Source organism: Phaeobacter sp. JH20_26 (assembly GCF_048056275.1).
In the GTDB taxonomy this organism is placed as follows: domain Bacteria; phylum Pseudomonadota; class Alphaproteobacteria; order Rhodobacterales; family Rhodobacteraceae; genus Phaeobacter; species Phaeobacter bryozoorum.
In genome coordinates this window covers 1631218-1654018 of record NZ_JAYMWL010000013.1, presented here as the reverse complement: position 1 = coordinate 1654018, position 22801 = coordinate 1631218, and the positions used below count along the sequence as shown (strand labels likewise).

The 22801-nt window shown below is 61.5% G+C and carries 23 protein-coding genes; 13 read left to right on the top strand and 10 right to left on the bottom strand.

The genetic code is table 11. The features are described from left to right. The first annotated feature begins 54 nt into the window (after window positions 1–54). Together VWY60_RS13650 and VWY60_RS13645 are read left to right on the top strand one after the other, a co-directional pair. Entirely contained in the window at window positions 55–1803 is a 1749-nt protein-coding gene (locus VWY60_RS13650; protein ID WP_416540729.1) for a tetratricopeptide repeat protein, read from the top strand. Beyond that, window positions 1793–2629 carry a 4-(cytidine 5'-diphospho)-2-C-methyl-D-erythritol kinase gene (locus VWY60_RS13645; RefSeq protein ID WP_416540728.1) on the top strand — a complete coding sequence of 279 codons (837 nt, stop codon included), beginning with the start codon at window positions 1793–1795 and terminating at the stop codon, window positions 2627–2629. The genes VWY60_RS13650 and VWY60_RS13645 overlap by 11 nt, the downstream gene beginning before the upstream one ends. Before the next feature lie 71 nt (window positions 2630–2700). Here the strand turns inward: VWY60_RS13645 and VWY60_RS13640 are convergent, their stop codons facing one another. Next, window positions 2701–3699: a polyprenyl synthetase family protein gene (locus VWY60_RS13640; RefSeq protein ID WP_416540727.1), complete on the bottom strand. Its 999-nt coding sequence runs from the start codon at window positions 3697–3699 to the stop codon at window positions 2701–2703. Between the two features lie 57 nt (window positions 3700–3756). Here VWY60_RS13640 and VWY60_RS13635 point away from each other — a divergent pair, with 57 nt between their 5' ends. The 3 genes from VWY60_RS13635 to VWY60_RS13625 all read left to right on the top strand — a co-directional run bounded on the left by VWY60_RS13635 (window position 3757) and on the right by VWY60_RS13625 (window position 5073). Beyond that, window positions 3757–3969 carry a DUF2007 domain-containing protein gene (locus VWY60_RS13635; protein WP_340544262.1) on the top strand — a complete coding sequence of 71 codons (213 nt, stop codon included), beginning with the start codon at window positions 3757–3759 and terminating at the stop codon, window positions 3967–3969. Continuing rightward, window positions 3969–4736: a tRNA1(Val) (adenine(37)-N6)-methyltransferase gene (locus tag VWY60_RS13630; RefSeq protein ID WP_416537178.1), complete on the top strand. Its 768-nt coding sequence runs from the start codon at window positions 3969–3971 to the stop codon at window positions 4734–4736. The genes VWY60_RS13635 and VWY60_RS13630 overlap by 1 nt, the downstream gene beginning before the upstream one ends. A gap of 157 nt (window positions 4737–4893) precedes the next feature. After that, window positions 4894–5073 (top strand): YdcH family protein, encoded by a 180-nt coding sequence (locus VWY60_RS13625; protein WP_340544264.1) that lies wholly within the window; start codon window positions 4894–4896, stop codon window positions 5071–5073. 171 nt (window positions 5074–5244) lie between these two features. Here the strand turns inward: VWY60_RS13625 and VWY60_RS13620 are convergent, their stop codons facing one another. From VWY60_RS13620 to VWY60_RS13585, 8 genes are all read right to left on the bottom strand, one after another. Continuing rightward, window positions 5245–6108, bottom strand: a complete 864-nt coding sequence (locus VWY60_RS13620) for a DMT family transporter (protein ID WP_416536433.1) — start codon at window positions 6106–6108, stop codon at window positions 5245–5247. After that, window positions 6105–7046 carry a transcriptional regulator GcvA gene (locus tag VWY60_RS13615; protein WP_416540726.1) on the bottom strand — a complete coding sequence of 314 codons (942 nt, stop codon included), beginning with the start codon at window positions 7044–7046 and terminating at the stop codon, window positions 6105–6107. Before VWY60_RS13615 ends, VWY60_RS13620 begins: the two co-directional genes overlap by 4 nt. Before the next feature lie 334 nt (window positions 7047–7380). Beyond that, a complete protein-coding gene (gene phbB / locus VWY60_RS13610) occupies window positions 7381–8103 on the bottom strand; it encodes an acetoacetyl-CoA reductase (RefSeq protein ID WP_340544268.1) in 723 nt (240 codons plus the stop codon). Between the two features lie 205 nt (window positions 8104–8308). Further along, window positions 8309–9484, bottom strand: coding sequence for an acetyl-CoA C-acetyltransferase (locus tag VWY60_RS13605; protein WP_340544269.1), 1176 nt, complete (start codon window positions 9482–9484; stop codon window positions 8309–8311). A 301-nt stretch (window positions 9485–9785) separates the two neighbouring features. Then, window positions 9786–10607 (bottom strand): EAL domain-containing protein, encoded by an 822-nt coding sequence (locus VWY60_RS13600; protein WP_416537323.1) that lies wholly within the window; start codon window positions 10605–10607, stop codon window positions 9786–9788. Between the two features lie 135 nt (window positions 10608–10742). Continuing rightward, complete coding sequence (locus VWY60_RS13595) at window positions 10743–11678, bottom strand: sterol desaturase family protein (RefSeq protein WP_416540725.1); 936 nt, start codon at window positions 11676–11678, stop codon at window positions 10743–10745. Beyond that, entirely contained in the window at window positions 11671–12114 is a 444-nt protein-coding gene (locus VWY60_RS13590) for a hypothetical protein (RefSeq protein WP_340544272.1), read from the bottom strand. Before VWY60_RS13590 ends, VWY60_RS13595 begins: the two co-directional genes overlap by 8 nt. Before the next feature lie 166 nt (window positions 12115–12280). Next, complete coding sequence (locus VWY60_RS13585; protein ID WP_416540724.1) at window positions 12281–12844, bottom strand: TlpA disulfide reductase family protein; 564 nt, start codon at window positions 12842–12844, stop codon at window positions 12281–12283. 22 nt (window positions 12845–12866) lie between these two features. Between VWY60_RS13585 and argH the strand changes: the two genes are divergently transcribed. From argH to VWY60_RS13565, 4 genes are all read left to right on the top strand, one after another. Then, window positions 12867–14261 (top strand): argininosuccinate lyase, encoded by a 1395-nt coding sequence (gene argH / locus VWY60_RS13580; RefSeq protein WP_340544276.1) that lies wholly within the window; start codon window positions 12867–12869, stop codon window positions 14259–14261. Window positions 14262–14332: 71 nt separating this feature from the next. Continuing rightward, window positions 14333–14518, top strand: a complete 186-nt coding sequence (locus VWY60_RS13575) for a hypothetical protein (RefSeq protein ID WP_340544277.1) — start codon at window positions 14333–14335, stop codon at window positions 14516–14518. 52 nt (window positions 14519–14570) lie between these two features. Continuing rightward, window positions 14571–15836 (top strand): diaminopimelate decarboxylase, encoded by a 1266-nt coding sequence (gene lysA / locus VWY60_RS13570; protein WP_340544278.1) that lies wholly within the window; start codon window positions 14571–14573, stop codon window positions 15834–15836. A gap of 52 nt (window positions 15837–15888) precedes the next feature. After that, the gene (locus VWY60_RS13565) at window positions 15889–18717 is read left to right on the top strand and encodes a DUF4175 domain-containing protein (RefSeq protein WP_416540723.1); all 2829 of its coding nucleotides are present in this window, start codon (window positions 15889–15891) and stop codon (window positions 18715–18717) included. Between the two features lie 68 nt (window positions 18718–18785). On the opposite strand, the gene VWY60_RS13560 is transcribed toward VWY60_RS13565, so the two are convergent. Beyond that, the gene (locus VWY60_RS13560; protein WP_416540722.1) at window positions 18786–19646 is read right to left on the bottom strand and encodes a zinc-ribbon domain-containing protein; all 861 of its coding nucleotides are present in this window, start codon (window positions 19644–19646) and stop codon (window positions 18786–18788) included. Between the two features lie 216 nt (window positions 19647–19862). On the opposite strand from VWY60_RS13560, the gene VWY60_RS13555 reads away from it, so the two are divergent. From VWY60_RS13555 to VWY60_RS13540, 4 genes are read left to right on the top strand one after another with little or no spacing between them, the layout of a single operon-like run. Continuing rightward, window positions 19863–20540, top strand: coding sequence for a cell division ATP-binding protein FtsE (locus tag VWY60_RS13555; RefSeq protein WP_340544281.1), 678 nt, complete (start codon window positions 19863–19865; stop codon window positions 20538–20540). Then, window positions 20537–21436, top strand: coding sequence for a cell division protein FtsX (locus VWY60_RS13550; protein ID WP_340544283.1), 900 nt, complete (start codon window positions 20537–20539; stop codon window positions 21434–21436). Before VWY60_RS13555 ends, VWY60_RS13550 begins: the two co-directional genes overlap by 4 nt. After that, a complete protein-coding gene (locus tag VWY60_RS13545; RefSeq protein ID WP_416536441.1) occupies window positions 21433–22182 on the top strand; it encodes a lysophospholipid acyltransferase family protein in 750 nt (249 codons plus the stop codon). The genes VWY60_RS13550 and VWY60_RS13545 overlap by 4 nt, the downstream gene beginning before the upstream one ends. Further along, window positions 22160–22765 carry a pyridoxamine 5'-phosphate oxidase family protein gene (locus VWY60_RS13540; protein WP_416536442.1) on the top strand — a complete coding sequence of 202 codons (606 nt, stop codon included), beginning with the start codon at window positions 22160–22162 and terminating at the stop codon, window positions 22763–22765. The genes VWY60_RS13545 and VWY60_RS13540 overlap by 23 nt, the downstream gene beginning before the upstream one ends. Window positions 22766–22801 lie beyond the last annotated feature (36 nt).

Genomic DNA, 22801 nt, shown 5'->3' with positions numbered 1-22801 from the left:
TCTACGCTTTGTGGCGAGGCAGTATTTGACCAGTCACCAACGAGGAGGCCCCCCGTGCCCGTCCCATTCTTTCGCAGCCTGACAAGCGCAGCGGCTCTTGCCGTGGCGACCACCCTGCCGATACTGGTGCAGGCCGATGCGGTGCGTGCAGATGGGCTGGCGGGTGCGTATCTGGCGGCACGGGCTGCTACCCTGGATAGTGATTTCCGCGCCTCCGCGGATTATTACAACCGCGCGCTGGTGCGCGACCCGAAGAACCCGCTGCTCATGGAGCATGTCGTGTTTTCCCGGCTTGCGCTGGGTGATATCAAAGGGGCCGCGCCGGTCGCGACCCGCCTGTCGGAGATGGGCGCGCGCAGTCAGGTCGCCAATATCGTTACCACTGCCAACCTGGTCCTGACCGAGGACTATCAGACCATCATCGAACGCGTGACCTCTCAGCAAGAGGGGCAGTATGAGATCAATGCCCTGGTGGATGGCTTGCTGTTGGGCTGGGCACATCTGGGCGCCGGTTCAGTGTCCGATGCGCTGACACAGTTTGACGTCTTGGGTGAAAAAGAGGGGCTTGGCCTTTTCGCGCGCTATCACCGGGCGCTGGCGCTGGCCTCTGTCGGGGATTACGAGGGGGCGGAGGCCCTGTTTGCTGCCGAGGAGGGCCAGCTGACCAATACCTCGCGTCGGGCGGTGATCGCGCGGCTTGAGATTCTGTCGCAGCTGGGGCGCAATGAACAGGCGCTCGATGTGCTGTCCGACGCCTTCAATGGGCAGCTGGATCCGGGGCTTGCAGCGCTGTCCGCACGGCTGAAGGACGGCGAAACCCTTCCCTATACGCTGGCGGCCACGCCGACACAGGGCATTGCCGAAGTGTTCTTCACCATGGGGGCTGCCCTGAATGGTGAAATGGCCGATGACTATGTGCTGATGTATGCCCGTGTCGCAGCTGCCTTGCGCGAAGATCACGTGGACGCATTGTTGCTGGCTGCGGAGCTCTTTGACCAGCTGGGCCGCTACGCCCTGTCGATCGAGCTTTACAAGCAGGTGCCGCGCGAGCATCCGGATTACCACGCCGCAGAACTGGGACGCGCCGAAGCATTGCGTCGCGCCGCCAAACCTGATGCGGCCGCCGAGGTCCTGCAGCAGCTGGCGCGTGATTTCCCGAAAGAGGCACCGGTCCATACTAATCTGGGTGATCTGTTGCGGCAGCAGGAGGACTACAGCGGCGCCGTCGCTGCCTATGACACCGCGCTAGGGCTGATGGATGAAAGCGTGGAGGGACGTTGGTTCCTGCTGTATGCCCGTGGCATCTGCCACGAGCGGCTGAAAAATTGGGAGCAGGCAGAGGCGGATTTCCGCGCCGCACTCGAAATTCGCCCTGATCAGCCGCAGGTTCTGAATTATCTCGGCTATTCTCTGGTGGAGAAGCAGATCAAACTGGACGAGGCGCTGTCGATGATCGAACGCGCTGTCGCCGCGCGCCCTGACGCGGGCTATATCGTCGACAGCCTCGGCTGGGTACTCTATCGGCTGGGTCGCTATGAAGAGGCGGTTGGCCATATGGAAACCGCGGTTGAATTAATGCCGGTCGACCCTGTGGTCAACGACCACCTCGGGGATGTTTACTGGGCTGTCGGGCGGGCGCGGGAAGCTGAGTTCCAGTGGAAGCGCGCGCTGTCGTTCATCGACCCCGAAGATACCGACAGTGAAGCCGACCCTGAGCGCATTCGCCGCAAGCTGGAAAGCGGGCTTGATGCCGTTCTTGCCGAAGAGGGTGCGGCGCCGTTGAACGTGGCACATGACGGTTGAGGGATTTGCCCCGGCCAAGATCAATCTGACCCTGCATGTGACCGGCCAGCGCACAGATGGCTATCATCTGCTGGATTCGCTTGTGGTCTTTGCTGACATCGGGGACCGGATCACGGCTGTATCTGCCGACACCCTGAGCCTGCGGGTGGGGGGCGCGATGGCAAGGGGTGTACCGACCGACAGCTCCAACCTGATGATGAAAGCGGCTGAGCTGTTAGAGGTCGAGCGGGGGGCGGAGCTGAGGTTGGATAAGCAGCTGCCACCGGCCTCTGGCATCGGGGGCGGGTCCTCCGATGCGGCGGCGACGTTGCGGGTCCTGTGCGAGCTGTGGCAGGTACCTCTTCCCGGAGTTGCAGAGGTTCTCCCCCTGGGAGCGGATCTGCCGGTTTGCATGGAGCCGGGCGCCCAGCGGATGCGTGGTATCGGTGAGCAGCTGGAGCGGCTGCCAGCCTTGCCTGACTGCGCGATTGTTCTGGCAAATCCGGGGGTGTCAGTCGCCACGCCCGCGATTTTTCGCGCGATGGAGAAACGTGACAACCCACCGATGCCCGACAGGCTACCCGTTTGGCAGAGCGCAGAGGAGCTGGCGGCCTGGCTTTCGGGTCAGCGCAACGATCTGCAGGGGGCGGCAATTATGCTCGAGCCTCTGATCGGAGCGGTTCTCGACGCGCTGTCGGGTTTGGCCCCGCTGTTTCACGCGATGTCGGGGTCAGGTGCGACCTGCTACGCGTTATTTGCCGACGAGGCGACGGCAGAGGCGGCGGCTGCCACCTTGCGGGCGGCACATCCTGACTGGTGGGTGCGCGCGGGCCGGTTGCTGGCATGACCGGCGCACAGCCAAAAAAGCCTGCGCAGCGGTGCGGGCCTCCCAGGCGTTAATCCGGTTATTCTTTAGGCCTAGGCAAGGCGGGCGACAACATAGTCGGCCAGATCATGCAGCATCTGGCGGATCGGATCCTCTGGCAGGGATGTCAAGGCGTCCTGTGCCTTGGAAACCCATTGCATCGCATCGCGGCGGGTCGCGGCCAACGTGTCGTATTTGTCCATCAGGGACAGCGCATGGTCGAGGTCGCCCTCATCCTGACGTCCCTTTTCAATGGTGCGAACCCAGAAGGCGCGCTCTTCTGCGGTGGCCTGTGCAACGGCCTTGATCACCGGCAGGGTCAGCTTGCGTTCGCGGAAATCATCGCCGACGTTTTTTCCCGTCGCGGAGCTATCACCCTGGTAATCCAATAGATCGTCGGCAATCTGGAAGGCGATACCAAGCGCATCGCCATAGGCAAACAGCGCGTTTACCTGCGCTTCGGGTGCGCCGGCGACGACGCCACCGGCCTGAGTTGCGGCGGAGAACAGCGCTGCTGTCTTGCCGCGCACAACCTGCAGGTACACGGCCTCATCGGTGGCAAGATCGCTGGCCGCAGTCATTTGCAGAACTTCACCCTCGGCAATGGTCGCCGAGGCGTTGGCCAAGATATCGAGCACCCGCAGAGAGCCGGTTTCCACCATCAACTGGAAACTGCGCGCAAAGAGATAGTCGCCGACTAGAACCGAGCTTTTGTTGTCCCACAAGAGATTGGCTGTCGGACGACCGCGGCGCTGTCCGCTTTCGTCAACCACGTCATCATGCAGCAGGGTGGCGGTGTGAATGAATTCAACGGTTGCTGCCAGTTTCACGTGGTTTTCACCGCTGTAGCCACATAGGCGCGCTGCCGCGAGGGTCAGCATCGGGCGCAAACGCTTGCCGCCGGCCTCGACAAGATGGGCCGTCACCTCGGGAATGCGCGGCGCATGTTTCGAGGCCATGCGTGTCTGGATCAGCGTATTGACCGCTGCCATTTCGTCGCTGAGTGTCGCGGCCAGCATGTCATGCGGCTTTTGCGTCAGGATTTGATTCATCGTTTTCCCGCTTGCAAGGCTCGACAAGGCGCAGCCCTTGCCCTTAGATCCATCCCTATGAAGGAACTTTTGCGCAGCACCGACCCAACTGTCATGGCCTTTGCCACCGCCCTTCTTGAGGGTGAGGATATAGACTGCTTTCAAATGGACGTAAATATGAGCATCCTTGAAGGTGGTATCGGGATATTCCCGCGCAGATTGATGGTGCGCAGCGATGATCATGCCGCTGCCGAGCGCGTGATGCGTGACAATGATATTCCGCTGCGCTGATGTCGGGATTTGAGGACAGCGCTCTTAGCCAGGACGCGTTTCTGGGTGGGCGGGTACAGTTGTTGCAACCAAAGCAGGGGTATCGCGCCGGGGTCGACCCTGTCCTGCTGGCCGCAGCCGTTCCCGCACAGCCTGGTGATCGGGTGCTGGAGCTGGGCTGCGGAGGCGGTCCGGCTCTGTTATGTCTGGCTGCACGGGTCCCGGATCTGGACCTGACCGGGGTCGAGCTTCAGGCCGATTATGCCGATCTGGCGCGACGCAATGCCGCGCTGAACGCAGTCGATATCACGATCGTCGAGGCTGATCTGGCAGCACTGCCGGTGGATCTGCGCCAGATCCAGTTTGACCATGTCATCGCCAACCCGCCCTATTATCGCGCCGGTGCGCACAGTCCGGCGCAGGACGTGGGGCGGCAGATTGCACTCGGCGGGGCGACGGAGTTGACCGTCTGGTTCGATACCGCAGCGCGACGCCTCACCCATAAGGGATATCTGCACATGATCCAGCGGGCCGATCGCCTGCCGGAAATGCTTGGGGCCTGTTTTGGACGTCTGGGCTCACTTGAGGTGTTGCCATTGGCCGCCCGTGTCGGTCGTGGCGCCGAATTGGTTCTGCTGCGGGCGCGCAAGGGTGGCCGTGCAGGGTTCAGGCTGCATGCGCCGCTGATCCTGCACAACGGTGAAGCACATTTGCGTGACGCCGAAAACTACCAGGCGGAGATCCGGGCTGTTCTTCGTGATGGCCATGGGTTGCCCTGGCCAAGCTGATATTTGCGGGAGACTCGCGGAGAATCGGCTCTCATTCGGCGAGGACATGCCGAAATGACGGTTTCATGACAAAATATATGCTTCTGCAGCGTGACAGAGCAATAATCTTGTGTTCCACTCACTTTGTACGCAACACGCTCAAAGAAGGAGGAATGACATGAGCCTCAGCTCGCATCTGACCGAACTAAAGAAGAAGCACGAGCATCTGAGCATGGAAGTCGAACACGCCCAACGCTCACCCGCGACCGACGGGCTGCGTATCGCGTCGATGAAGAAACAGAAACTGAAACTCAAAGAAGAAATTAAACGTCTCTCGACGGAGGAACTTGCCGTCTGAGAGAGTGGTCTGATCTGAGGTGACCGCAGTCCCGTCGCTGCGGTGCCTGAGGCAGAACCGATTGGTTGTTAGGGGTCATCAGCACGGCTGGTGACCCCTTCTTGTTTCTGCGTCTGGCGCGGGATTTTCTGTTGCGGCCCTTGGGAAGGGATGCGCCGGTAGATGGATGCTTCAGGGCGTCGCATTGGCCCGCGCGGCCAGCAGCGCCCCGCCTGTTATCAGGCAGGCTGCAATCGCCAGCGTCCATGACGCAGGCGCAATTCCTGCAACAACAAGGATCAGTGTTGAAAGCAAAGGTGCTGCATAAGAGCTGGTGCCGAGCAGTTGGATGTCACCCTGTTTCACTCCGATGTCCCAGACATAGAACGCAAGGCCGACCGGCCCCAAACCCAGCGCGACTGTCGCTCCCCAACCGCTGATGCCGATGGGCCAATGGCTTTCTTCCAGCGCGAAATGAAGGCCCCAGGATGCTGCTGCAGTGATCAGGCAGAATACGGCAACCGTGCTGGTGGGGGCTGTCCCCAGGCGTCGCGCAAGCACGGAATATCCCGACCACGTCAGTGCGCAGAGTAGCGCAAGCCCATAGCCGGGCAGTGCCGCGGCATCAAACTCGGCTCCGCCACCGGTGATGATCGTTGCAGCACCGGCGAAGCCGAGGAGGGCCCCCAGCAAATGCCCCGCGCGCAGTGTTTCCCCTGGCAGCAGGCCGGACAACAGCACAATCAGCAATGGCCAGAGATAGGCAATGAGCCCTGCTTCGGCTGCGGGGGCCATCCTCAGCGCGGAGAAGTAAAGCGCATGATAGCCAAAGAGACCGAGGCTGCCGAAGAGATAGACCCGCCATGACACTTGTCGCAGTGCCGTGAGGCCACCACTGCGCCAACACCATATGAGGCCCAATGAGCCGCCGATTGTGAAACACAAGGCGTTCAACAGGAGCGGTGGGGTCGGCGCAGTGCCAACGGTGAGAACAGCCAGTAGCGACCAAAGCAATACCGCGACAAAGCCGGTCGCCGTTGCGCGGTTCCTGGTCATGTGAGACTGTCTACCGACACGATTTTCAGCCCATCTGACACAGCGGCGGTCTTTTCGATTTCGGCCAGGATCCAGTCGCGGAATGCCACGATCTGCGGGCGCGTTTCAGCGCCTTTCTGACAGAGGAAACTAAATCGGGCCTTGCCGGTTAGCGCCGTTTTGAAGGGGGCAACCAGACGCCCTTCGGCAAGATCCTTTACCACCAGCGCGCGCCGCCCTAAAACCACCCCGGCCCCTGCCAAAGCGGCATCCACCGCGTGGTCGGCGTTGCTGAAGCGGGCGCCATGGGTGGGGTTGAACTCCTCACCCATCAACTTGAACCAGGCGGTCCAGTCGAGCTGCGGTGACATAAAGTTCAGTGAATCGTCGTGGATTAGCGGCGCGTCTTTCAGCGCGGCGACGGTGGGGTAACGCTGCGCGATATCAGGTGTCATGACCGGCATCACCCACTCCACAGGCAGCGGCATTGAATAGACGTCTGGGTATGGGCCGTAGCCAAAACGGATCGCCACATCAACGTCGTCGCGCATCAGATCGACACGGCGCAGGCTGGCCGAGAACCGAAGGTCGATTTCAGGGTGGGCGCGCGCAAACTCGTAAAAGCGCGGCGCCAGCCATTTCGCGGTAAAGGCAGGGCCGGCCGTGACCGTCAGGACCCCATCGTCCTGTAGCCGGATTGCCGCGCGCCAGGCTGCCGTCAGTGCCTGAAACCCATCAGACGTCCCGGGCGCCAGGGCAGCCCCTGCTTCCGTCAGCTCGACGGCGCGGTTCAGGCGGCGGAATACCGGTGTTCCCAAATGCTCTTCCAGGGATTTGATCTGAAATGACAGCGCTGCCGGGGTCACGTTCAACTCCTGTGCCGCACGGGCAAAGGACATATGGCGGGCGGCGGCTTCAAAGGCGCGCAGGGCGGTCAGTGGTGGCAGGCGATCAGACATATGAGATAAGTAATACTTAAGTGAAGTGCTGAAAAGTCTCGTTTGTCTGTTGTCACGAAAAGGTGCATATCTAGGTCAAGTTAGCAACACTGATCTGAATGGAGGCCGAAACGATGGAATATTCTGCCAGTGCTACCGTAAAACTCGCCCTGCAACGCGCACATGAGGAGCGCGGCCAGGTCGTACGTGCGCTGTGGGCGCGTATATTTGCACCGCGTCGCGCCACGCGGCTGCGTGCTGGGGTTTCCCGCTGGGCATAGCGCGCATGTCCTTACGGGATTGGAAAAGGGCCGGCCCAGTGGACCGGCCCTTGCCATGTGTGCTTGGTGCGGTCTTACACGAAGAACTGCGCGCCATTGGCCGAAATGGTGGAGCCGTTGATAAAGCCCGAGTCCTCTGATGCGAGGAAGGTCACGCAGCGAGCAATCTCTTCCGGCTCACCCAGGCGGCCAGCTGGGATCTGGCCAATGATCGACTCGCGGACCTTCTCAGGAACGGCCATCACCATCTCGGTCGCAATATAGCCTGGGCAGATCGCGTTGGCGGTGATGCCCGCCCGCGCCCCTTCCTGGGCCAGAGATTTCACGATGCCGAGGTCGCCTGCTTTGGTCGCGGCATAGTTTACCTGAGCGAACTGCCCTTTCTGACCATTGATCGAGGAGATCACGATCACACGGCCGAACTTGCGTTCGCGCATGCCGGGCCAGATCGGGTGCACGGTGTTGAAGACACCAGTGAGGTTGGTGTCGATCACCTGCTGCCATTGCTCCGGTGTCATCTTGTGGAACGGAGCATCGCGGGTGATGCCTGCATTGGCGACGACGATATCGATCGGGCCGATATCCGCTTCAACCTTGGCGATGCCAGCGGCGCTGTCTTCGTAGCTGGCTACGTCCCACTTGTACGTCTTGATGCCGGTTTCATCGGTAAACTTCGCCGCTGCCTCATCATTACCGGCATAGGTCGCCGCCACAGTATAGCCTTCCGCTTTCAACGCCTGTGAGATTGCAGCGCCGATGCCGCGAGAGCCGCCGGTGACGAGTGCGTTACGTGCCATGGAAAAGTCCTCCGTTATTTGACTTGGTAATCTTGCTACTATTTTGTTTTTGATTGCGCAATTATATTACTCCGTGAATTCGGGCGCTGGAGCCGATACGGAGTGCGACGCTGCGTCGCTCTCTTCGACAAAGCTATCGTAAAATGCGCTCCATATAGAAAAGGGCGCCAATCGGGCGCCCTTGATATGGTCAGAATAATGCGCCTCAGGGACGCTCCACGCACATGGCAACGCCCATACCGCCGCCGATGCAAAGCGTGGCGAGGCCTTTCTTGGCACCCCGCCGCTTCATTTCAAACAGCAGCGTATTGAGGACGCGGCAGCCGGAGGCACCAATCGGGTGACCAATTGCGATTGCGCCACCGTTGACGTTGACGATTGCCGGATCCCAGCCCATGTCCTTGTTCACGGCGCAGGCCTGCGCTGCGAAGGCTTCGTTGGCCTCAACCAGATCGAGGTCATCCACGGACCAGCCGGCTTTCTCCAGTGCCTTGCGCGAGGCGTAGATCGGACCAACGCCCATGATGGAGGGGTCCAGACCTGCGGTGGCATAGGAGGCGATCCGGGCCAGCGGTTCGATACCCCGCTTTTCGGCGTCATCGGCACTCATCAACAGGGTGGCCGCGGCGCCGTCGTTCAGGCCTGAGGCATTGGCGGCTGTGACCGAACCGTCCTTGGTGAAGGCGGGGCGCAGCTTCTGCATGGCCTCGATGGTGGCACCGTGGCGGATGTATTCGTCCTGATCCACAATGATGTCGCCCTTGCGGGTCTTGACGGTGAAGGCTGCGATTTCATCGGCGAATTTGCCTGCCTTCTGTGCCGCTTCGGCCTTGTTCTGGCTTGCAACGGCAAATTCATCCTGCATGTCACGGGAGATCTGCCATTTCTCGGCAACATTCTCCGCAGTCTGGCCCATGTGGTAGCCGTTGAAGGCATCCCAAAGGCCATCGCGGATCATGGTATCAATATAGCTCATATCGCCCATTTTGTGCCCGGCGCGCAGATTGGCGGCATGGGGCGAGAGGGTCATGTTTTCCTGACCGCCCGCACAGACGATGGCCGCGTCACCGAGTTGGATGTGCTGGGCGCCAAGTGCCACGGCACGCAGACCGGAACCGCAGACCTGATTGATCCCCCAGGCTGCCGATTCCTGTGGCAGGCCGGCATTGATATGGGCCTGGCGAGCAGGATTCTGACCCTGTGCCGCCGTCAGCACCTGACCCAGAATGGTTTCGGAAACTTCGGATTTGTCTATCCCGGCACGTTCAACTACAGCCTCCAGCACTGCGGCGCCAAGATCATGGGCGGGGGTATTGGCGAATGCGCCACCAAAGCTGCCGACGGCGGTGCGTGCGGCGGATGCAATTACTACATTGGTCATCAGTTAGGGTCCTCTGCCATTCATAGTCCCGGGAGGCCAACCGCGCAGTCCGCATTTCGCAGCCGCAGCAACCGGGATCCCCCTGCCTTTTTTTAAAGGCCGTGTGTTTCGCTGCAATTGCAGCACGTGCAAGGTGTCCCACAGGGAGAGCCTGTGTCAATCAATACTATGGCACATATTCTGAGGCAGGTCCGGTCGTTTGCCAAGCGATCATTCCCGACAGGAATTCGCCCTTACGTTGCGCGGCAGGTATCTGGCGCAAAGATGCGCGAATTCACCCATAAGGCAACGTGCTGTGAGGTCAGGATGCGCGACTGTTCCTGCGCAGCTCTTCCAGCCATGGCGGGCTGACCGAGGGGGCGCCGAACAAATAGCCCTGCAGGCAGTCCACACCGATGGAGATCAGGAACTCGGCGTCAGCTGGGCTTTCGACGGATTCCGCAACCACCAGCATATCGAATTGCTTGGCGATCCCTACCAGCGCGCGGACAACAGCCTGATTGTCATGGTTGGCATGAATGTTACGGATGTACTGCCCGTCAATTTTCACCGCATCAAAGAAGAACTGCCGGAAATAGCTGACGGCCGTTGCCCCGGCGCCGAAGTTATCAAGCGCAAAGGCGATACCGTGTTTCTGCATCCGGTCCATGAAGTCGATGACCAACTCGGGCGCAGCCATGGCAGAGGCCTCAGTGATTTCCAGCACCAGCCTTTCGCCTGCGGCGGCATCTTTCTTCAGATGTTTCTCCAGGACACGCATCCAGCGCTGATAGCCGATCGAGCGCGCGGACATATTGACGGAAAGGCGGATATTGGGGCTGCGGGCAAGTGCCTTCAGGCCATGTTCGAGGGCAAGACAGTCCAGTTCACGCCCGGTTTCCTTATCCTCGACCAGCGGCATGAATTCGCGCGCAGGTATCACGCGACCCGTTGAATCGAGAACCCGGATATACCCCTCGTAAAACGCAACCCCCTGTGGCGGCATAGCCTGTATGATGGGCTGATAGGCAAGCATCGTCTGGTTGTGGCGAATCGCGTCGCTGACCATGTCGAGAGTCGACCGATCACGCGATACAACCGCAGAGGTCAGCGGGTTATCGCCGCCTTCTGGCATGTCGGCCATGACCTTTTGCTTCTTCTTCACGGGTATATCCCTTGGCGCTGGGGTGGTCTGATCAATATGGATCAGACCGGACCTTGGCGCAAAAGCGTTGAGCTAGGATTAAGGTGACAATTTTACCCAAATTGAGAGCTGCACTCAGGTCTTGTCAAAGCCAGCGCTGCCGATGTCCTCAGGATGACGTTGCAAATGCTTTGCGCGGATTGTGTCGGAGCTGTCGCGGCTGCCGTCATGGCTGTAGCCCGGCGGGGCAACCGCATATAGCAACCGCTGCCGGAACGTCAGCCCGGGTTGGGTCGCATCCTTGAAGATGCTGACCCATTCGTGGAAGGCGACACGCAGTGGGTTGAAGGTGCCGATGTTGTGAACCAGGCCGTAATCCGGGCGGTCGTGATCCTGTTCGGGTACGAATGTGCCGAACATCTTGTCCCAGATGATAAAGACGCCAGCATAGTTGCAATCAAGATAGCGCGGATTGCGGCCGTGGTGGGCGCGGTGATGGCTGGGTGTGTTCATCACGGCCTCAAACCAGCGCGGCATCCGGCCGATGGCCTCGGTGTGGATCCAGAACTGGTAGACCAGATTGATGCCTCCGACAAACAGCACCATGGCAGGATGGAAGCCCAAGAGAACCAGCGGCGCGCGCACCACCATCATAAAGGTGAATGTGCCCGTCCAGGTCTGCCGCAGAGCGGTGGTGAGGTTGTAGTGCTGGCTTGAGTGATGATTGACATGGCTGGCCCAGACCCAGCGCACCCGGTGGCCAAAGCGATGCACCCAGTAGTAGCGCAGGTCGTCCAGGACGAAGCACAGAACGATCACCCAGACCGATGTGCCCAGGTCCAACGGCGTGATCTGCCACAAAAGCATGAAGAAGGCCCAGGCGATGAAGCCAAGCGCAATGCCTGACGCCACGCTACCGGCGCCCATAACAAGAGATGTGACGGCGTCGCGGGTTTCATATCGCCCGCCACGTCCCTTGATGGCGATCCAGAGGAACTCAGCCAGAATCGCGGCGATGAAGAAAGGGACCGCCCACTGGGTGACATCAGGGTACGAAATCGTATCAGGCATGTGTCTGTCCTTCTGTCTGCGCTGTCACGGTCGGTGTGATTGGTGCGCTGTGGTCGCCCATGATGCGCCGTCGCCAATCTTTTCGCTCGGCATCCGACAGGTGGAGCACCACGGAGGGGGTAGCAAAATCGGCGAACCGCAGCTTCAGGCCCTTGGGGTGATCCAATAGTCGCACCCCGGCAAGTGGCCGGGCAATGGTATCGGCGCCAAAACACCAGACCAGACCAAGCCCGAGATCGGTTTCAATCAGGGCCGCCTGACCAAGAGTGCTTGGCCATGTGTTCAGGATTTGAGTATCGGGATCATGACGAGACCAGGCCTTGGCGGCGGTGTCTCGCGTCATCAGAACCGGAGCGGACCGCCCGGTGACATGAAGCAGTATAGCTATGACAACAATGCCGATCAGCACCATCGCCACCAAGATTTCCAGCGGCATCACGTCCTCCCTGCCGCTCAGATTGGCGGCAGGGTGACGGCTCTGTCAAAGGTGGCGTTGGGTCAAGCTCCGAAAGATGCCAGCTATCTGGCCACCGCCCGCGCACGCCCGGGAAAGCTGCTGCACTGCGGTACGGCCGCGGGTCTTCTTAATGAGCGTCAATCAGTCATTCTGCGTCGATCAGAGTTTGCAGGATTGCCTTGGCACTGTCGGAGTTCCACTCTGCATCGCCACGCAGGCGGCCGATTTCATTGCCGTCGCGATCGAGGATCATTGTCATCGGTAGGCCAAACACGGCCATTTCCTTGGCCAGCGCACCCTTTGGATCCTGATGGCGGGGCAGATTGGTGATGCCCGTTTCATCAAAGAACTTCTGAATCCCGGCGGGCGAGTTGCGACCGGTGGCTAGGGTCAGGACCTCAAAATCCTCACCGCCAAATTCACTTTGAAGTTCGGACAGCATCGGCATTTCTTTCCGGCAGGGAGCGCACCAGGTGGCCCAGAAGTTCAGCAGGACGACCTTACCCTCATAATCGGCAAGCGAGGCGCTGCCCTTGCCGTCTTCCAGTTCAAAGCTGTTGCTGGAGGTCGGTTTTGCTTCCGGGTGGAGGATCAGACGGCGCATGTCACCTTCGCGGAGCTCGGAAAGGGCTGCGGGGTCCGCGGCAAAGGCGGCATTTGCACCGAGGGCAAGGGCCATATAAAGGGTTAGCTGACGAAACAGACGCATATTATCTCCGGGGTTCCACACCATGACAGATCAATCCTCGAACCAGATGTGGGGCGGCCGCTTTGCCGCTGGCCCGGACGCGATCATGGAGGCGATCAATGCCTCGATCGGGTTCGACAAGCGGATGGCAGCGCAGGACATTGCCGGCTCCAGGGCCCATGCGGCGATGCTGGCCGCGACAGGTGTCATTACGGATAATGATGCCGAGGCCATTCGGGAAGGGCTGCTCACCGTATTGTCAGAGATCGAGGGCGGAACCTTCCAGTATTCCACCGCACTGGAAGACATCCATATGAACGTGGAGGCCCGCCTGAAAGAGATCATCGGTGAGCCTGCGGGCCGCCTGCACACGGGCCGGAGCCGCAACGACCAGGTGGCAACCGACTTTAAACTCTGGGTGCGCGACCAGCTGGACGCCGCCGAAAGCGGCCTCTTGGCGCTGATCCGCGCGCTTCTGTCGCAGGCGGAGGCTGGTGCCGATTGGGTGATGCCGGGCTTTACCCATCTGCAGACCGCGCAGCCGGTGACCTGGGGCCACCACATGATGGCCTATGTCGAGATGTTCGGCCGCGACCTCAGCCGCGTGCGCGACGCCCGCGCGCGGATGAACGAATCGCCGCTGGGCGCGGCAGCGCTGGCCGGGACCTCCTTCCCGATTGACCGGGAAATGACCGCCAAGGCGCTGGGCTTTGACCGCCCGGCGGCAAATTCGCTCGATGCCGTCTCTGACCGCGATTTCGCGCTGGAGTTCCTGTCCTGCGCCTCGATCAGCGCCATGCACCTCTCCCGCTTTGCCGAGGAGCTGGTGATCTGGTCTTCTGCCCAGTTCCGTTTCGTGACGCTCTCCGACCGCTTCTCCACCGGCTCGTCGATCATGCCGCAGAAGAAGAACCCGGACGCGGCTGAGCTGATCCGCGCCAAGGTGGGCCGGATTTTTGGCGCCAACACCGCGCTGATGATGGTGATGAAGGGGCTGCCGCTCACCTATTCCAAGGACATGCAGGAAGACAAGGAACAGGTCTTTGACGCTGCCGACAACTGGATGCTGGCGCTGGCGGCGATGGAAGGCATGGTGAAGGACATGACCGGCAACCGCGAGAGCCTGGCGGCGGCCGCGGGTTCCGGCTTCTCCACCGCCACAGACCTGGCCGACTGGCTGGTTAGGGTGCTGAAGGTGCCGTTCCGCGATGCGCACCACGTGACCGGCACCTTGGTGGCGATGGCCGAAAAGCGCGGCTGCGACCTGCCGGACCTCGCGCTCGCGGATATGCAGGGCGTGCACGCAGGCATCACCGAGGACATCTTCACTGTGCTTGGCGTCGAAAACTCGGTAAACTCGCGCATGTCTTATGGCGGCACCGCACCCGCCCAGGTGCGCGCGCAGGTGGCCCGCTGGCAGAGCCTCCTGGCGGACTGATAGCAGGGCGGTTGCGGTTAAGCGGTGATGTGCCGGTTCAATCGCAACCGCCCAGATCGAAAGGGATCAATATGCAGAAAACCGTTCTGATCCTGGGCATTCTGGTGGCCTGCGTGGGTCTTGCGGCCTGCGGGGTCGACGGAGAGCCGGTACGACCCTCGCTCAATGCCGGAGTTGGCGTGTCCAGCAGCGGCGTCCACGCGGGCGGCAGCCTTGGCCTGCACAAAGGGCCACTCAGCGTCTATCTGGGCGTCTGACCCTGAGCGGAATCATTTGATCCGCGCCCCGGTTCTGGTCTAAGCGCGATCTATGGATCATTTTCTCTATCGTGACGGCGCTCTCTACGCCGAAGATGTGCCGGTGGCCGAGATCGCGGCTGCTGTGGGCACTCCGTTTTACCTGTATTCAACGGCGACACTGCTGCGCCATTTCCACCTCTTTGATGATGCGCTGAAGGAGATGGATCATCTGGTCTGCTACGCAATGAAGGCAGCCAGCAATCAGGCGATCCTGAAAACGCTGGCACAGGCCGGCGCCGGCATGGATGTGGTCAGCAAGGGCGAATATCTGCGCGCCAAGGCGGCCGGGGTTCCCGGTGACAAGATTGTGTTTTCGGGCGTCGGCAAGACCGAGGACGAGATCCGAACCGCCCTGAGCGGTGGTATCCGTCAGTTCAATGTGGAATCCGAGCCGGAAATGGACGTGATCAACGCGGTTGCGCAGGAACTGGGCGTTGTGGCGCCGATCACCGTACGCGTGAACCCGGATGTCGATGCAAAGACTCACGCCAAGATCGCGACGGGCAAATCTGAGAATAAATTCGGCATTCCGATTGCGCGGGCGCGGGAAGTCTATGCCCGTGCCGCCAGCCTGCCAGGGCTGAAGGTGATCGGCATTGACGTACATATCGGCTCGCAGCTGACCGAACTGGCCCCGTTCGAGCTGGCCTATCAGAAAGTGGCGGAACTGACCGAGCAGCTGCGCGCTGATGGTCATGAGATTCACCGTCTCGACCTTGGCGGTGGTCTTGGTATTCCCTACACCCGCTCGAACGATACGCCACCGTTGCCGGTTGAATACGGCGCTATGGTACAGCGCACCTTGGGGCATCTTGGGTGTGAGATCGAAATCGAACCGGGGCGTCTGATTGCCGGCAATGCCGGCATCATGGTGAGCAAGGTGATCTATGTGAAATCCGGCGAGGACCGGGATTTCCTGATCATCGACGGCGCCATGAATGATCTGATCCGCCCCGCCATGTATGAGGCGCATCACGAGATTGTTCCGGTGATCGAAGCCGACGCCGGAGTGGAGCAGCGTCCATATGATATCGTTGGACCGGTCTGCGAAACTGGCGATACCTTTGCGCGCCATCGCGATATGCCGCCCCTGGAAGCGGGGGATCTGGTGGCTTTCCGCAGTGCCGGCGCCTATGGCGCAGTGATGTCGAGCGAATATAACTCGCGCCCGTTGATCCCTGAAGTTCTGGTCAATGGGGATCAATTCGCGGTTATCCGCCGACGTCCGGACTTTGACGAAATGATAAACCGCGATACCATCCCCGAGTGGCTCTGACGGGTACCGCGACATCTGACGCGGCGCAGGGCTGATCGGAGGCGCCGCCCGCATGGTCAACGACCCCAAGTTTCGCCGCAAGGCTGACGCGACATCTGCCGCCGCGCCGGGTTCACCGGCGCGCCCGCAGGCGGAGGGTGGGTACTCGCGGAAAGACGGCGGTTCCGATCTGCCGTCCGATCCGATCCCAACAGGTCGCTGCTCAGGCCCGAGGCTCTCAGATCCGCGCCTGGTGCGGCTTCGCTGGCCGTTGCGGCTGACCTGGGTGGGGCTGTTGTCGGAACGTCTGGTGCGCGCCTTCTGGCCGTTGGTTTCGCTACTGATGCTGGCGCTTGCCGCTGTGATGTTGGGCCTGCACGAGCAGTTGCCGATCGAACTGGTCTGGGTGGGGGCCGTGCTGCTGGTGTTGGCTGCGGCAGTCGCGATTGGCTTTGGGGGCTGGCGGTTCAGAATGCCCAGTCTGTCCGACGCCCTGGCTCGTCTGGATATGACGCTGCCCGGACATCCTATTGCGGCGCTGCTGGACGCGCAGGCCATCGGGTCGGATGATCCGGCGTCGCAAGCCCTGTGGCAGGCGCATCAGCGGCGGATGCAGGCGCGCGCCGCCACCGCAGTTGCCCCTAAACCCAATCTGTCAGTCGCGCGCGCTGACCCCTTTGCGCTGCGCTATCTGGCACTTCTGGCGCTATCGGTTGCCATGCTCTTCGGCTCCATCTGGCGGGTTGGTAGCCTTGGCGAGATGGCCCCCGGCGCGGTGAATGCGGCAGCAGGGCCGACATGGGAGGGCTGGATCGAACCGCCGCGCTACACCGGTCTGCCGGTGCTTTATCTCAATGATCAGTCCGAGCCGGTTCTGACCCTGCCCGAAAACAGCCGCCTGACCCTGCGGTTTTACGGTGAGGTCGGAGATCTTACACTGGATGAAACCCTCTCGGGACGCACCGGAGACGTGCCCTCTGCCGCCGCGGCTGAGCAGAGTTTCGTGATCACCCGCGACGGGACATTGACCATCAATGGCACCGGTGGCCGCAGCTGGGATGTGACGCTGATTGAGGACCTGCCTCCGACGATTGCCATTGTGGGAGAGCCGACGCTGGAGTCCGATGATACGACCTCGCTTGCCTATACCGCCAGTGACGATTACGGCGTGGCGGCTGGTCAGGTCGAAATCTCGCTGGATATGGCCGAGATTGATCGGAGCCATGGGCTGGCAGCCGAACCAGATACGCGGGAGCCGATTGTTCTGGACCTGCCACTGCCGCTGACCGGTGATCGCCACAGCTTCGACGAGCAGGTGATCGAGGCCTTCGCCAAACACCCCTGGGCCAACATGCCTGTCAGCTACCGTATGGTCGCACAGGACGCCAAGGGGCAGGAGACCGAGGCAGAGGTGCTCAGGGCGCCGTTGGTGACCCGGCGTTTCTTTGATCCGATGGCCGCAGCGGTGGCAGAGCAGCGGCGCGATCTGCTCTGGGCGCGTGCCAATGCGCCACGGGTGGCCCAGGTCCTGCGCGCCCTGTCGACCTATCCGGCCGAAGTGTTCCACGACCATGGGGATTATCTGCGTCTGCGCACTATCCTGCGTCGTCTGGAACAGCACAGCAACGCAGGAACGCTTGGGCCAGAGCAGCAGGACGCGTTGGCTGAAGCGCTCTGGGATTTGGCAATCCAGCTGGAGGAAGGCGATGTCGGCGACGCTCTTGCCCGCATGCAGCGCGCTCAGGAGCAGCTGAGCCAAGCGATGCGCGATGGTGCCAGCGATGAAGAGATTGCCCGTCTGATGCAACAGCTGCGCGATGCCACGCAGGACTATCTGCGTCAGTTGCAGCGACAGGCGCAGGAGCAGGGCAATGACGGGCAGCCGCAAGGCGCTCCGGATGAGAACGCCATGCAGCTCACTCAGCAGGATCTTCAGGCGATGATGGATCGTATTCAGGAGCTGATGGAACAGGGCCGGATGGCCGAGGCCGAGCAGGCGCTGCGCGAGTTCCAGCAGATGATGGAAAACATGCGTGTCACCCAAGGGCAGGAAGGTCAGGATGGCAGCCCCGGAGAGCAGAGCATGGAGGGGTTGGCCGAAACCCTGCGTGAGCAGCAGGGCTTGTCGGATCAGGCATTTCGGGATTTGCAGGAGCAGTTCAATCCCGGTGCACGCCGCGGCGAAAGTCAGGGAAATGAAGGGCGCAATGGCGGCCTGGGACGTGGGGAGTCCCACGAGGGCGGTCAGGGCAATCAGGGTGGCCAAGGCGACAGGCCCGGCTCCGGCGACCCCAGCGGTGACCGGCAGCCCGGTCAGGGTGGTCAGGGACAGCGCGCGCCTGATAATGATGGGACCGGGCAGGGTGGCGGCGCCAACACTCCGCAGGGCGGCACACAGGGTCCTGCCGGGTCGCTGGCTGATCGCCAGCAAGCTCTTCGCGATCAGTTGCGGGCGCAGCGGGATGGCCTCCCGCTTGGCAATGGCGAAGGCGGTCAGGCGACGCGTGATGCGCTTGATGATGCCGGACGGGCCATGGATGGGGCGGAGGAGGCTTTGCGGCAGGGTGACCTCGCCGAGGCCATCGACCGCCAGTCCGACGCGATGGAAGCTCTGCGAGAGGGAATGCGCGCGCTGGGAGAGGCAATGGCCGAACAGCAGCAACCGGGTCAGGGACAGGGGCAGGGGCGCACCAGCAGCTCAAGCCAAGGCAACCAAATGGATCCGCTTGGCCGACGCAATGGGGAACAGGGTGATGGTGGTGTTTCCGACGGGCAGTTCAGCGAAGGGCAGGCCTATCGCCGCGCCTGGGATCTTCTTGAAGAGATCCGCCGCCGCGCCGGAGAGCGCAGCCGTAGCGAGACTGAGCGAAGCTATCTTGAGCGTCTTCTGGATCGCTTCTGACGACGGCGGTGGACCTGCGGGACGACCGTTCGTGTCCGATCGGTCGCCGGTACCGTCTGGTTGCGGTTCTACTGCTGCACGGTGAATGCACGCACCTGCGTATCTAGCCACAGCCGCGCCGCGTCCACCTTGGCGACATAGGTGCTGAGGTAGGGATCCGCCTGTGGCAGCTTCTGGGCGATCAGGGGCGCGTTGTCATAGGCCATGGCAAGACCCAGCGCGATCAACAGTGCAAAGGCAAAGCCCCGTGCAAAGTTCCGCTTTTTCCTTGGGGTCGGTGCATCGACTGGTGGTGCGATCGGGGCCGCAGGCCCTTCACCGGATCGCAGGGTGGAGTTGATTTCGTCGATATTGGGCAGCAATCCGCGACGAGATTCGGTTTCCGAGGTGGAGAGCTGCTGGGGATCTTCGCCACGCATCCGGGCCATCTGCTCGCGGGCTTCGCGGGCACGGCGGGCGGATTCTTCTTCCGGCAGAGAATCCAGTCCCAAATCCGTCTGTGTTTGCAGGCTGTTGCTTTCAGCGGCGCGCAGCCGGGCTTCACGCTCAGCCTCCTCGCGCAGAATATCGCTGATCGTCGGGTCAAGACCTCGCGACGTGGCTGTGATCTCTGGCGGCTGATTCTGGATTTCATCCTGCTGATCAGGCTCTGCGGTCTCCTCCTCCGGCGCGTCTTCCACGATGTCATCGTCTTGTGTCGCCGTAAGGGAAGCGGGATCAGGGGTGCCGATTTCGTCCTCAACCGGGGCTATATCGTCGCCGGGTTCCGCAGCGGGGGAAATGCTCGGGTCATCCTCCGCCTCAATCGCACGGCCAGCCTGAAACCACGTTTGCCCGCAATTGGAACATTGCACGTCGCGCCCCTCATCGGGGATCACATCATCCGGCACCTCATATTGGGCGGCACAGTTCGGACATGTCAGTCGCATGGGTCACTCCTTGGGACCTGAGGTGGCTCCCGGGGGGGCCGGGCGGCTGTCGGCGGGTGATTGTTGAATAATCATAGGCAGTTCCGTCTTTCCACGAAAGAGCCAATCGCTCTCATCTGAACGGACTGTTTCAGCCAGGGTGGCGTGGCAACAGCGCGGACCATTGAAACTGGGCGCACAGTCGGGCAAAACACCGGTGACCAAAAGGGGACCGCCGTGATCGAGCTGGACAATGTGGGGTACAACTACGGTGGCGGGGAACTGCTGAGCGACGTGTCGGTGCAGCTGGCACCGGGGTCGTTCCATTTCCTGACAGGCCCATCGGGCGCGGGCAAGACCACCCTGTTGAAACTTTGTTACGGCGCGCTGACACCAACGTCAGGCCGCGCACGTGCTTTCAACATGGATATCAAGGGGCTGGATCGTGACCAGATGGCCTATCTGCGCCGCCGCATCGGGGTGGTCCACCAGGATTGCCGGTTCCTCGATCACCTGCCGGTGCTGGAGAATATCGCGTTGCCGTTGACGGTCTCCGGGCGGGATATCACCCAGGAAGAGGCTAATCTGCGCGAGCTGTTGAACTGGGTTGGCCTGTCGGAGCGCGCCCATGCCACCCCACCGGAGCTCTCTGGTGGTGAGCGGCAGCGCGCGGCGCTGGCCAGATCGGTGATCCTCTCGCCTGAGGTGATCATCGCCGATGAACCAACTGGCAACGTGGATTGGGACATGTCGCAGCGGCTGCTGCAATTGTTGGTGGAATTGAATCACATGGGCAAAACCGTTCTGGTCGCGACACATGATCTGTCGTTGATCCGGGCCGCCAAGAAGCAGGTTCAGGCACGAGTCCTGCGGATTTCGAACCGCCAGCTTCAGCAGGCCGGAGCGGACCTATGAAACTGACCCGTTTGCGCAACCTGATTGTCGGGGATGCCCAGGCTGACCGTGTTGTTCCGCCCAGTGGATTTACCGCCCAGCTGACTTTGTTTGTCTCTGGTGCGATGGCGTTTCTGGCGGTTTTTGCCTTGGCGCTGTCGCTGGCCTCCGGCCGTTTGGCAGATCGCTGGGCAGAGGAACTGGCGCGCGCGGCCACGCTACGGATCAATGCACCGGCGGAGCAGCGTGCTGCCCAGACCGAGGCGGCAATGACCATTCTGGAACAGACGCCGGGTGTCGCCTCTGCTCGTGCGCTGAGCCGCGAGGAACAGGCGGCTCTGTTGGCGCCATGGTTTGGCACCAAACTGCCGCTGGATACGCTGCCGATCCCACAGCTGATCGAAGTGATCGAGGGCGATCCGGGCTATGATGAGACCGGTCTGCGCTTGCGCCTTCAGGCTGAGGTTCCGGGCGCGATCTTGGATGATCACACGCGCTGGCGGGCGCCGCTGGTGGATGCTGCCCAGGCGCTTCGGCGGTTGGCCTGGGTGTCCATCCTGTTGATCGGCGGGGCCACCGCGGCGATGATCACCCTTGCTGCGAATGCAGCGCTTGCGGCCAATGCCCAGGTGATTGAGGTGCTGCGTCTCGTCGGCGCGCTGGACACCTATATCGCTCAGGCCTTTATCCGGCGTTTCACCCTGCGCGCGCTATTTGGTGCCAGCGTTGGCATGGCGCTGGGAATGCTCGGGGTCTGGCTGATGCCCGAAGCCTCCCGCGAGGGCGGGTTCCTGACCGGGCTTGGCTTTCAAGGCTGGAGCTGGCTCCTGCCACTCTGCATCCCTCTGCTTGGTGCGCTTGTCGCCTTTGCCGCGACCACCCGTGCGGCCAACAAACGTCTTGGAGATTTGGCGTGAAAACTGCGTTTAGATGGCTGCTCTCGGCCGTGTTCATGATTCAGATCTATGTGATGATGCTGATCTTCGGTCTGGTCTTTGCGCCATGGGCCCTGGTCTCGCCGCGCGGTGCCCGAGTGGCCTGTCGCAGCTATGCCGGTTATGTGCTGTGGTGCGCGCGTTGGATGCTGGGCCTGCGTACGGAGGTGCGTGGCGAGGTCCCGACCGATGAGGTGATCATTGCGGCCAAACATCAGAGTTTTCTGGATATTCTGATCATCTTTCACGCCACGCCAGCAGCCAAGTTCATTATGAAACGTGAGCTGTTGTGGACGCCGATTATCGGCATTTATGCCAAGCGCCTGGGCTGTGTGCCGGTCAACCGTGGCAAGAAGGGCAATGCCATTGCCCGCATGGTCAAGGACGTGGCAGCAGAATTCGCAGAACCCGGCCAGCTGGTGATCTATCCGCAAGGCACGCGGGTCGCGCCCGGGGTTGACCGGCCCTACAAGATCGGCACTGGCGTCCTTTATGCCGCGCTGGAGCAGCCCTGTGTGCCTGCGGCGACCAATGTGGGGTTGTTCTGGCCACGCACAGGTATCATGCGCAAACCGGGTTTGGGCGTTGTGGAATTTCTGCCTGCTATCGCCCCGGGACTGGACCGCGATGCCTTCATGGCCACGCTGGAGCGCGAAGTGGAGACACATTCAGACAAGTTGATGCGGGAAGCGGGGTTCAAGGTCGATGGAATTTCTCAGCACAGTTGATGAGTTGGAGGCGCTTTATGGCGCTCCGGGAACACCGTCCCTGCGCAAGGTGGCACGGCAGATGACGCCGCTGTACCGGCAGTGGATCATGGCATCGCGACTGTGCATGTTGGCCACCGTTGGGCCGGAGGGGACCGATGACAGCCCGCGCGGTGATGATGGTCCGGTGGTGCTGGAGCTGGATCCCGGAACGCTCGCGCTGCCGGATTGGCGCGGTAACAACCGTATCGACAGTTTGCGAAACATCCTGCGGGACCCCCGGGTTTCGCTGATGTTTCTGGTACCGGGGTCAAACAATGTGGTGCGGGTCAACGGGCGGGCACGGGTCACTGCAGATGCGGCGATGTTGGCCCGGTTCGACAAGAACGGCAAGCAGCCGCGCACAGTGATTGTGATCGAGATTGGCGAGATCTACAGCCAGTGCGCCCGCGCGCTGATGCGGGCTCGGACCTGGACCTCAGGCGACGAAAGCGCGGGGCTTCCTTCTATGGGCGAGATCCTGGCCGAGCAGACCGCAGGGCAAGAGGGCGGTGTCGCCTATGACGAGGCCTGGGCGCCCCGTGCAGCCAAGACCCTCTGGTAACCGGGAGCGGCTGTGAATGCCCCATCCGGGCTTTCA

What these genes read in the sequence shown, in the direction of transcription:
- lysA (WP_340544278.1), top strand. Translation starts at nt 14,571, where the DNA reads ATGGATCATTTTCTCTATCGTGACGGCGCTCTCTACGCCGAAGATGTG.
- VWY60_RS13630 (WP_416537178.1), top strand. Translation starts at nt 3,969, where the DNA reads ATGTCGGGATTTGAGGACAGCGCTCTTAGCCAGGACGCGTTTCTGGGT.
- VWY60_RS13595 (WP_416540725.1), bottom strand. Translation starts at nt 11,678, where the DNA reads ATGCCTGATACGATTTCGTACCCTGATGTCACCCAGTGGGCGGTCCCT.
- argH (WP_340544276.1), top strand. Translation starts at nt 12,867, where the DNA reads ATGACAGATCAATCCTCGAACCAGATGTGGGGCGGCCGCTTTGCCGCT.
- VWY60_RS13635 (WP_340544262.1), top strand. Translation starts at nt 3,757, where the DNA reads ATGAAGGAACTTTTGCGCAGCACCGACCCAACTGTCATGGCCTTTGCC.
- VWY60_RS13645 (WP_416540728.1), top strand. Translation starts at nt 1,793, where the DNA reads ATGACGGTTGAGGGATTTGCCCCGGCCAAGATCAATCTGACCCTGCAT.
- VWY60_RS13605 (WP_340544269.1), bottom strand. Translation starts at nt 9,484, where the DNA reads ATGACCAATGTAGTAATTGCATCCGCCGCACGCACCGCCGTCGGCAGC.
- VWY60_RS13560 (WP_416540722.1), bottom strand. Translation starts at nt 19,646, where the DNA reads ATGCGACTGACATGTCCGAACTGTGCCGCCCAATATGAGGTGCCGGAT.
- VWY60_RS13565 (WP_416540723.1), top strand. Translation starts at nt 15,889, where the DNA reads ATGGTCAACGACCCCAAGTTTCGCCGCAAGGCTGACGCGACATCTGCC.
- VWY60_RS13620 (WP_416536433.1), bottom strand. Translation starts at nt 6,108, where the DNA reads ATGACCAGGAACCGCGCAACGGCGACCGGCTTTGTCGCGGTATTGCTT.
- VWY60_RS13540 (WP_416536442.1), top strand. Translation starts at nt 22,160, where the DNA reads ATGGAATTTCTCAGCACAGTTGATGAGTTGGAGGCGCTTTATGGCGCT.
- VWY60_RS13640 (WP_416540727.1), bottom strand. Translation starts at nt 3,699, where the DNA reads ATGAATCAAATCCTGACGCAAAAGCCGCATGACATGCTGGCCGCGACA.
- VWY60_RS13550 (WP_340544283.1), top strand. Translation starts at nt 20,537, where the DNA reads ATGAAACTGACCCGTTTGCGCAACCTGATTGTCGGGGATGCCCAGGCT.
- VWY60_RS13625 (WP_340544264.1), top strand. Translation starts at nt 4,894, where the DNA reads ATGAGCCTCAGCTCGCATCTGACCGAACTAAAGAAGAAGCACGAGCAT.
- phbB (WP_340544268.1), bottom strand. Translation starts at nt 8,103, where the DNA reads ATGGCACGTAACGCACTCGTCACCGGCGGCTCTCGCGGCATCGGCGCT.
- VWY60_RS13575 (WP_340544277.1), top strand. Translation starts at nt 14,333, where the DNA reads ATGCAGAAAACCGTTCTGATCCTGGGCATTCTGGTGGCCTGCGTGGGT.
- VWY60_RS13590 (WP_340544272.1), bottom strand. Translation starts at nt 12,114, where the DNA reads ATGCCGCTGGAAATCTTGGTGGCGATGGTGCTGATCGGCATTGTTGTC.
- VWY60_RS13615 (WP_416540726.1), bottom strand. Translation starts at nt 7,046, where the DNA reads ATGTCTGATCGCCTGCCACCACTGACCGCCCTGCGCGCCTTTGAAGCC.
- VWY60_RS13600 (WP_416537323.1), bottom strand. Translation starts at nt 10,607, where the DNA reads ATGGCCGACATGCCAGAAGGCGGCGATAACCCGCTGACCTCTGCGGTT.
- VWY60_RS13585 (WP_416540724.1), bottom strand. Translation starts at nt 12,844, where the DNA reads ATGCGTCTGTTTCGTCAGCTAACCCTTTATATGGCCCTTGCCCTCGGT.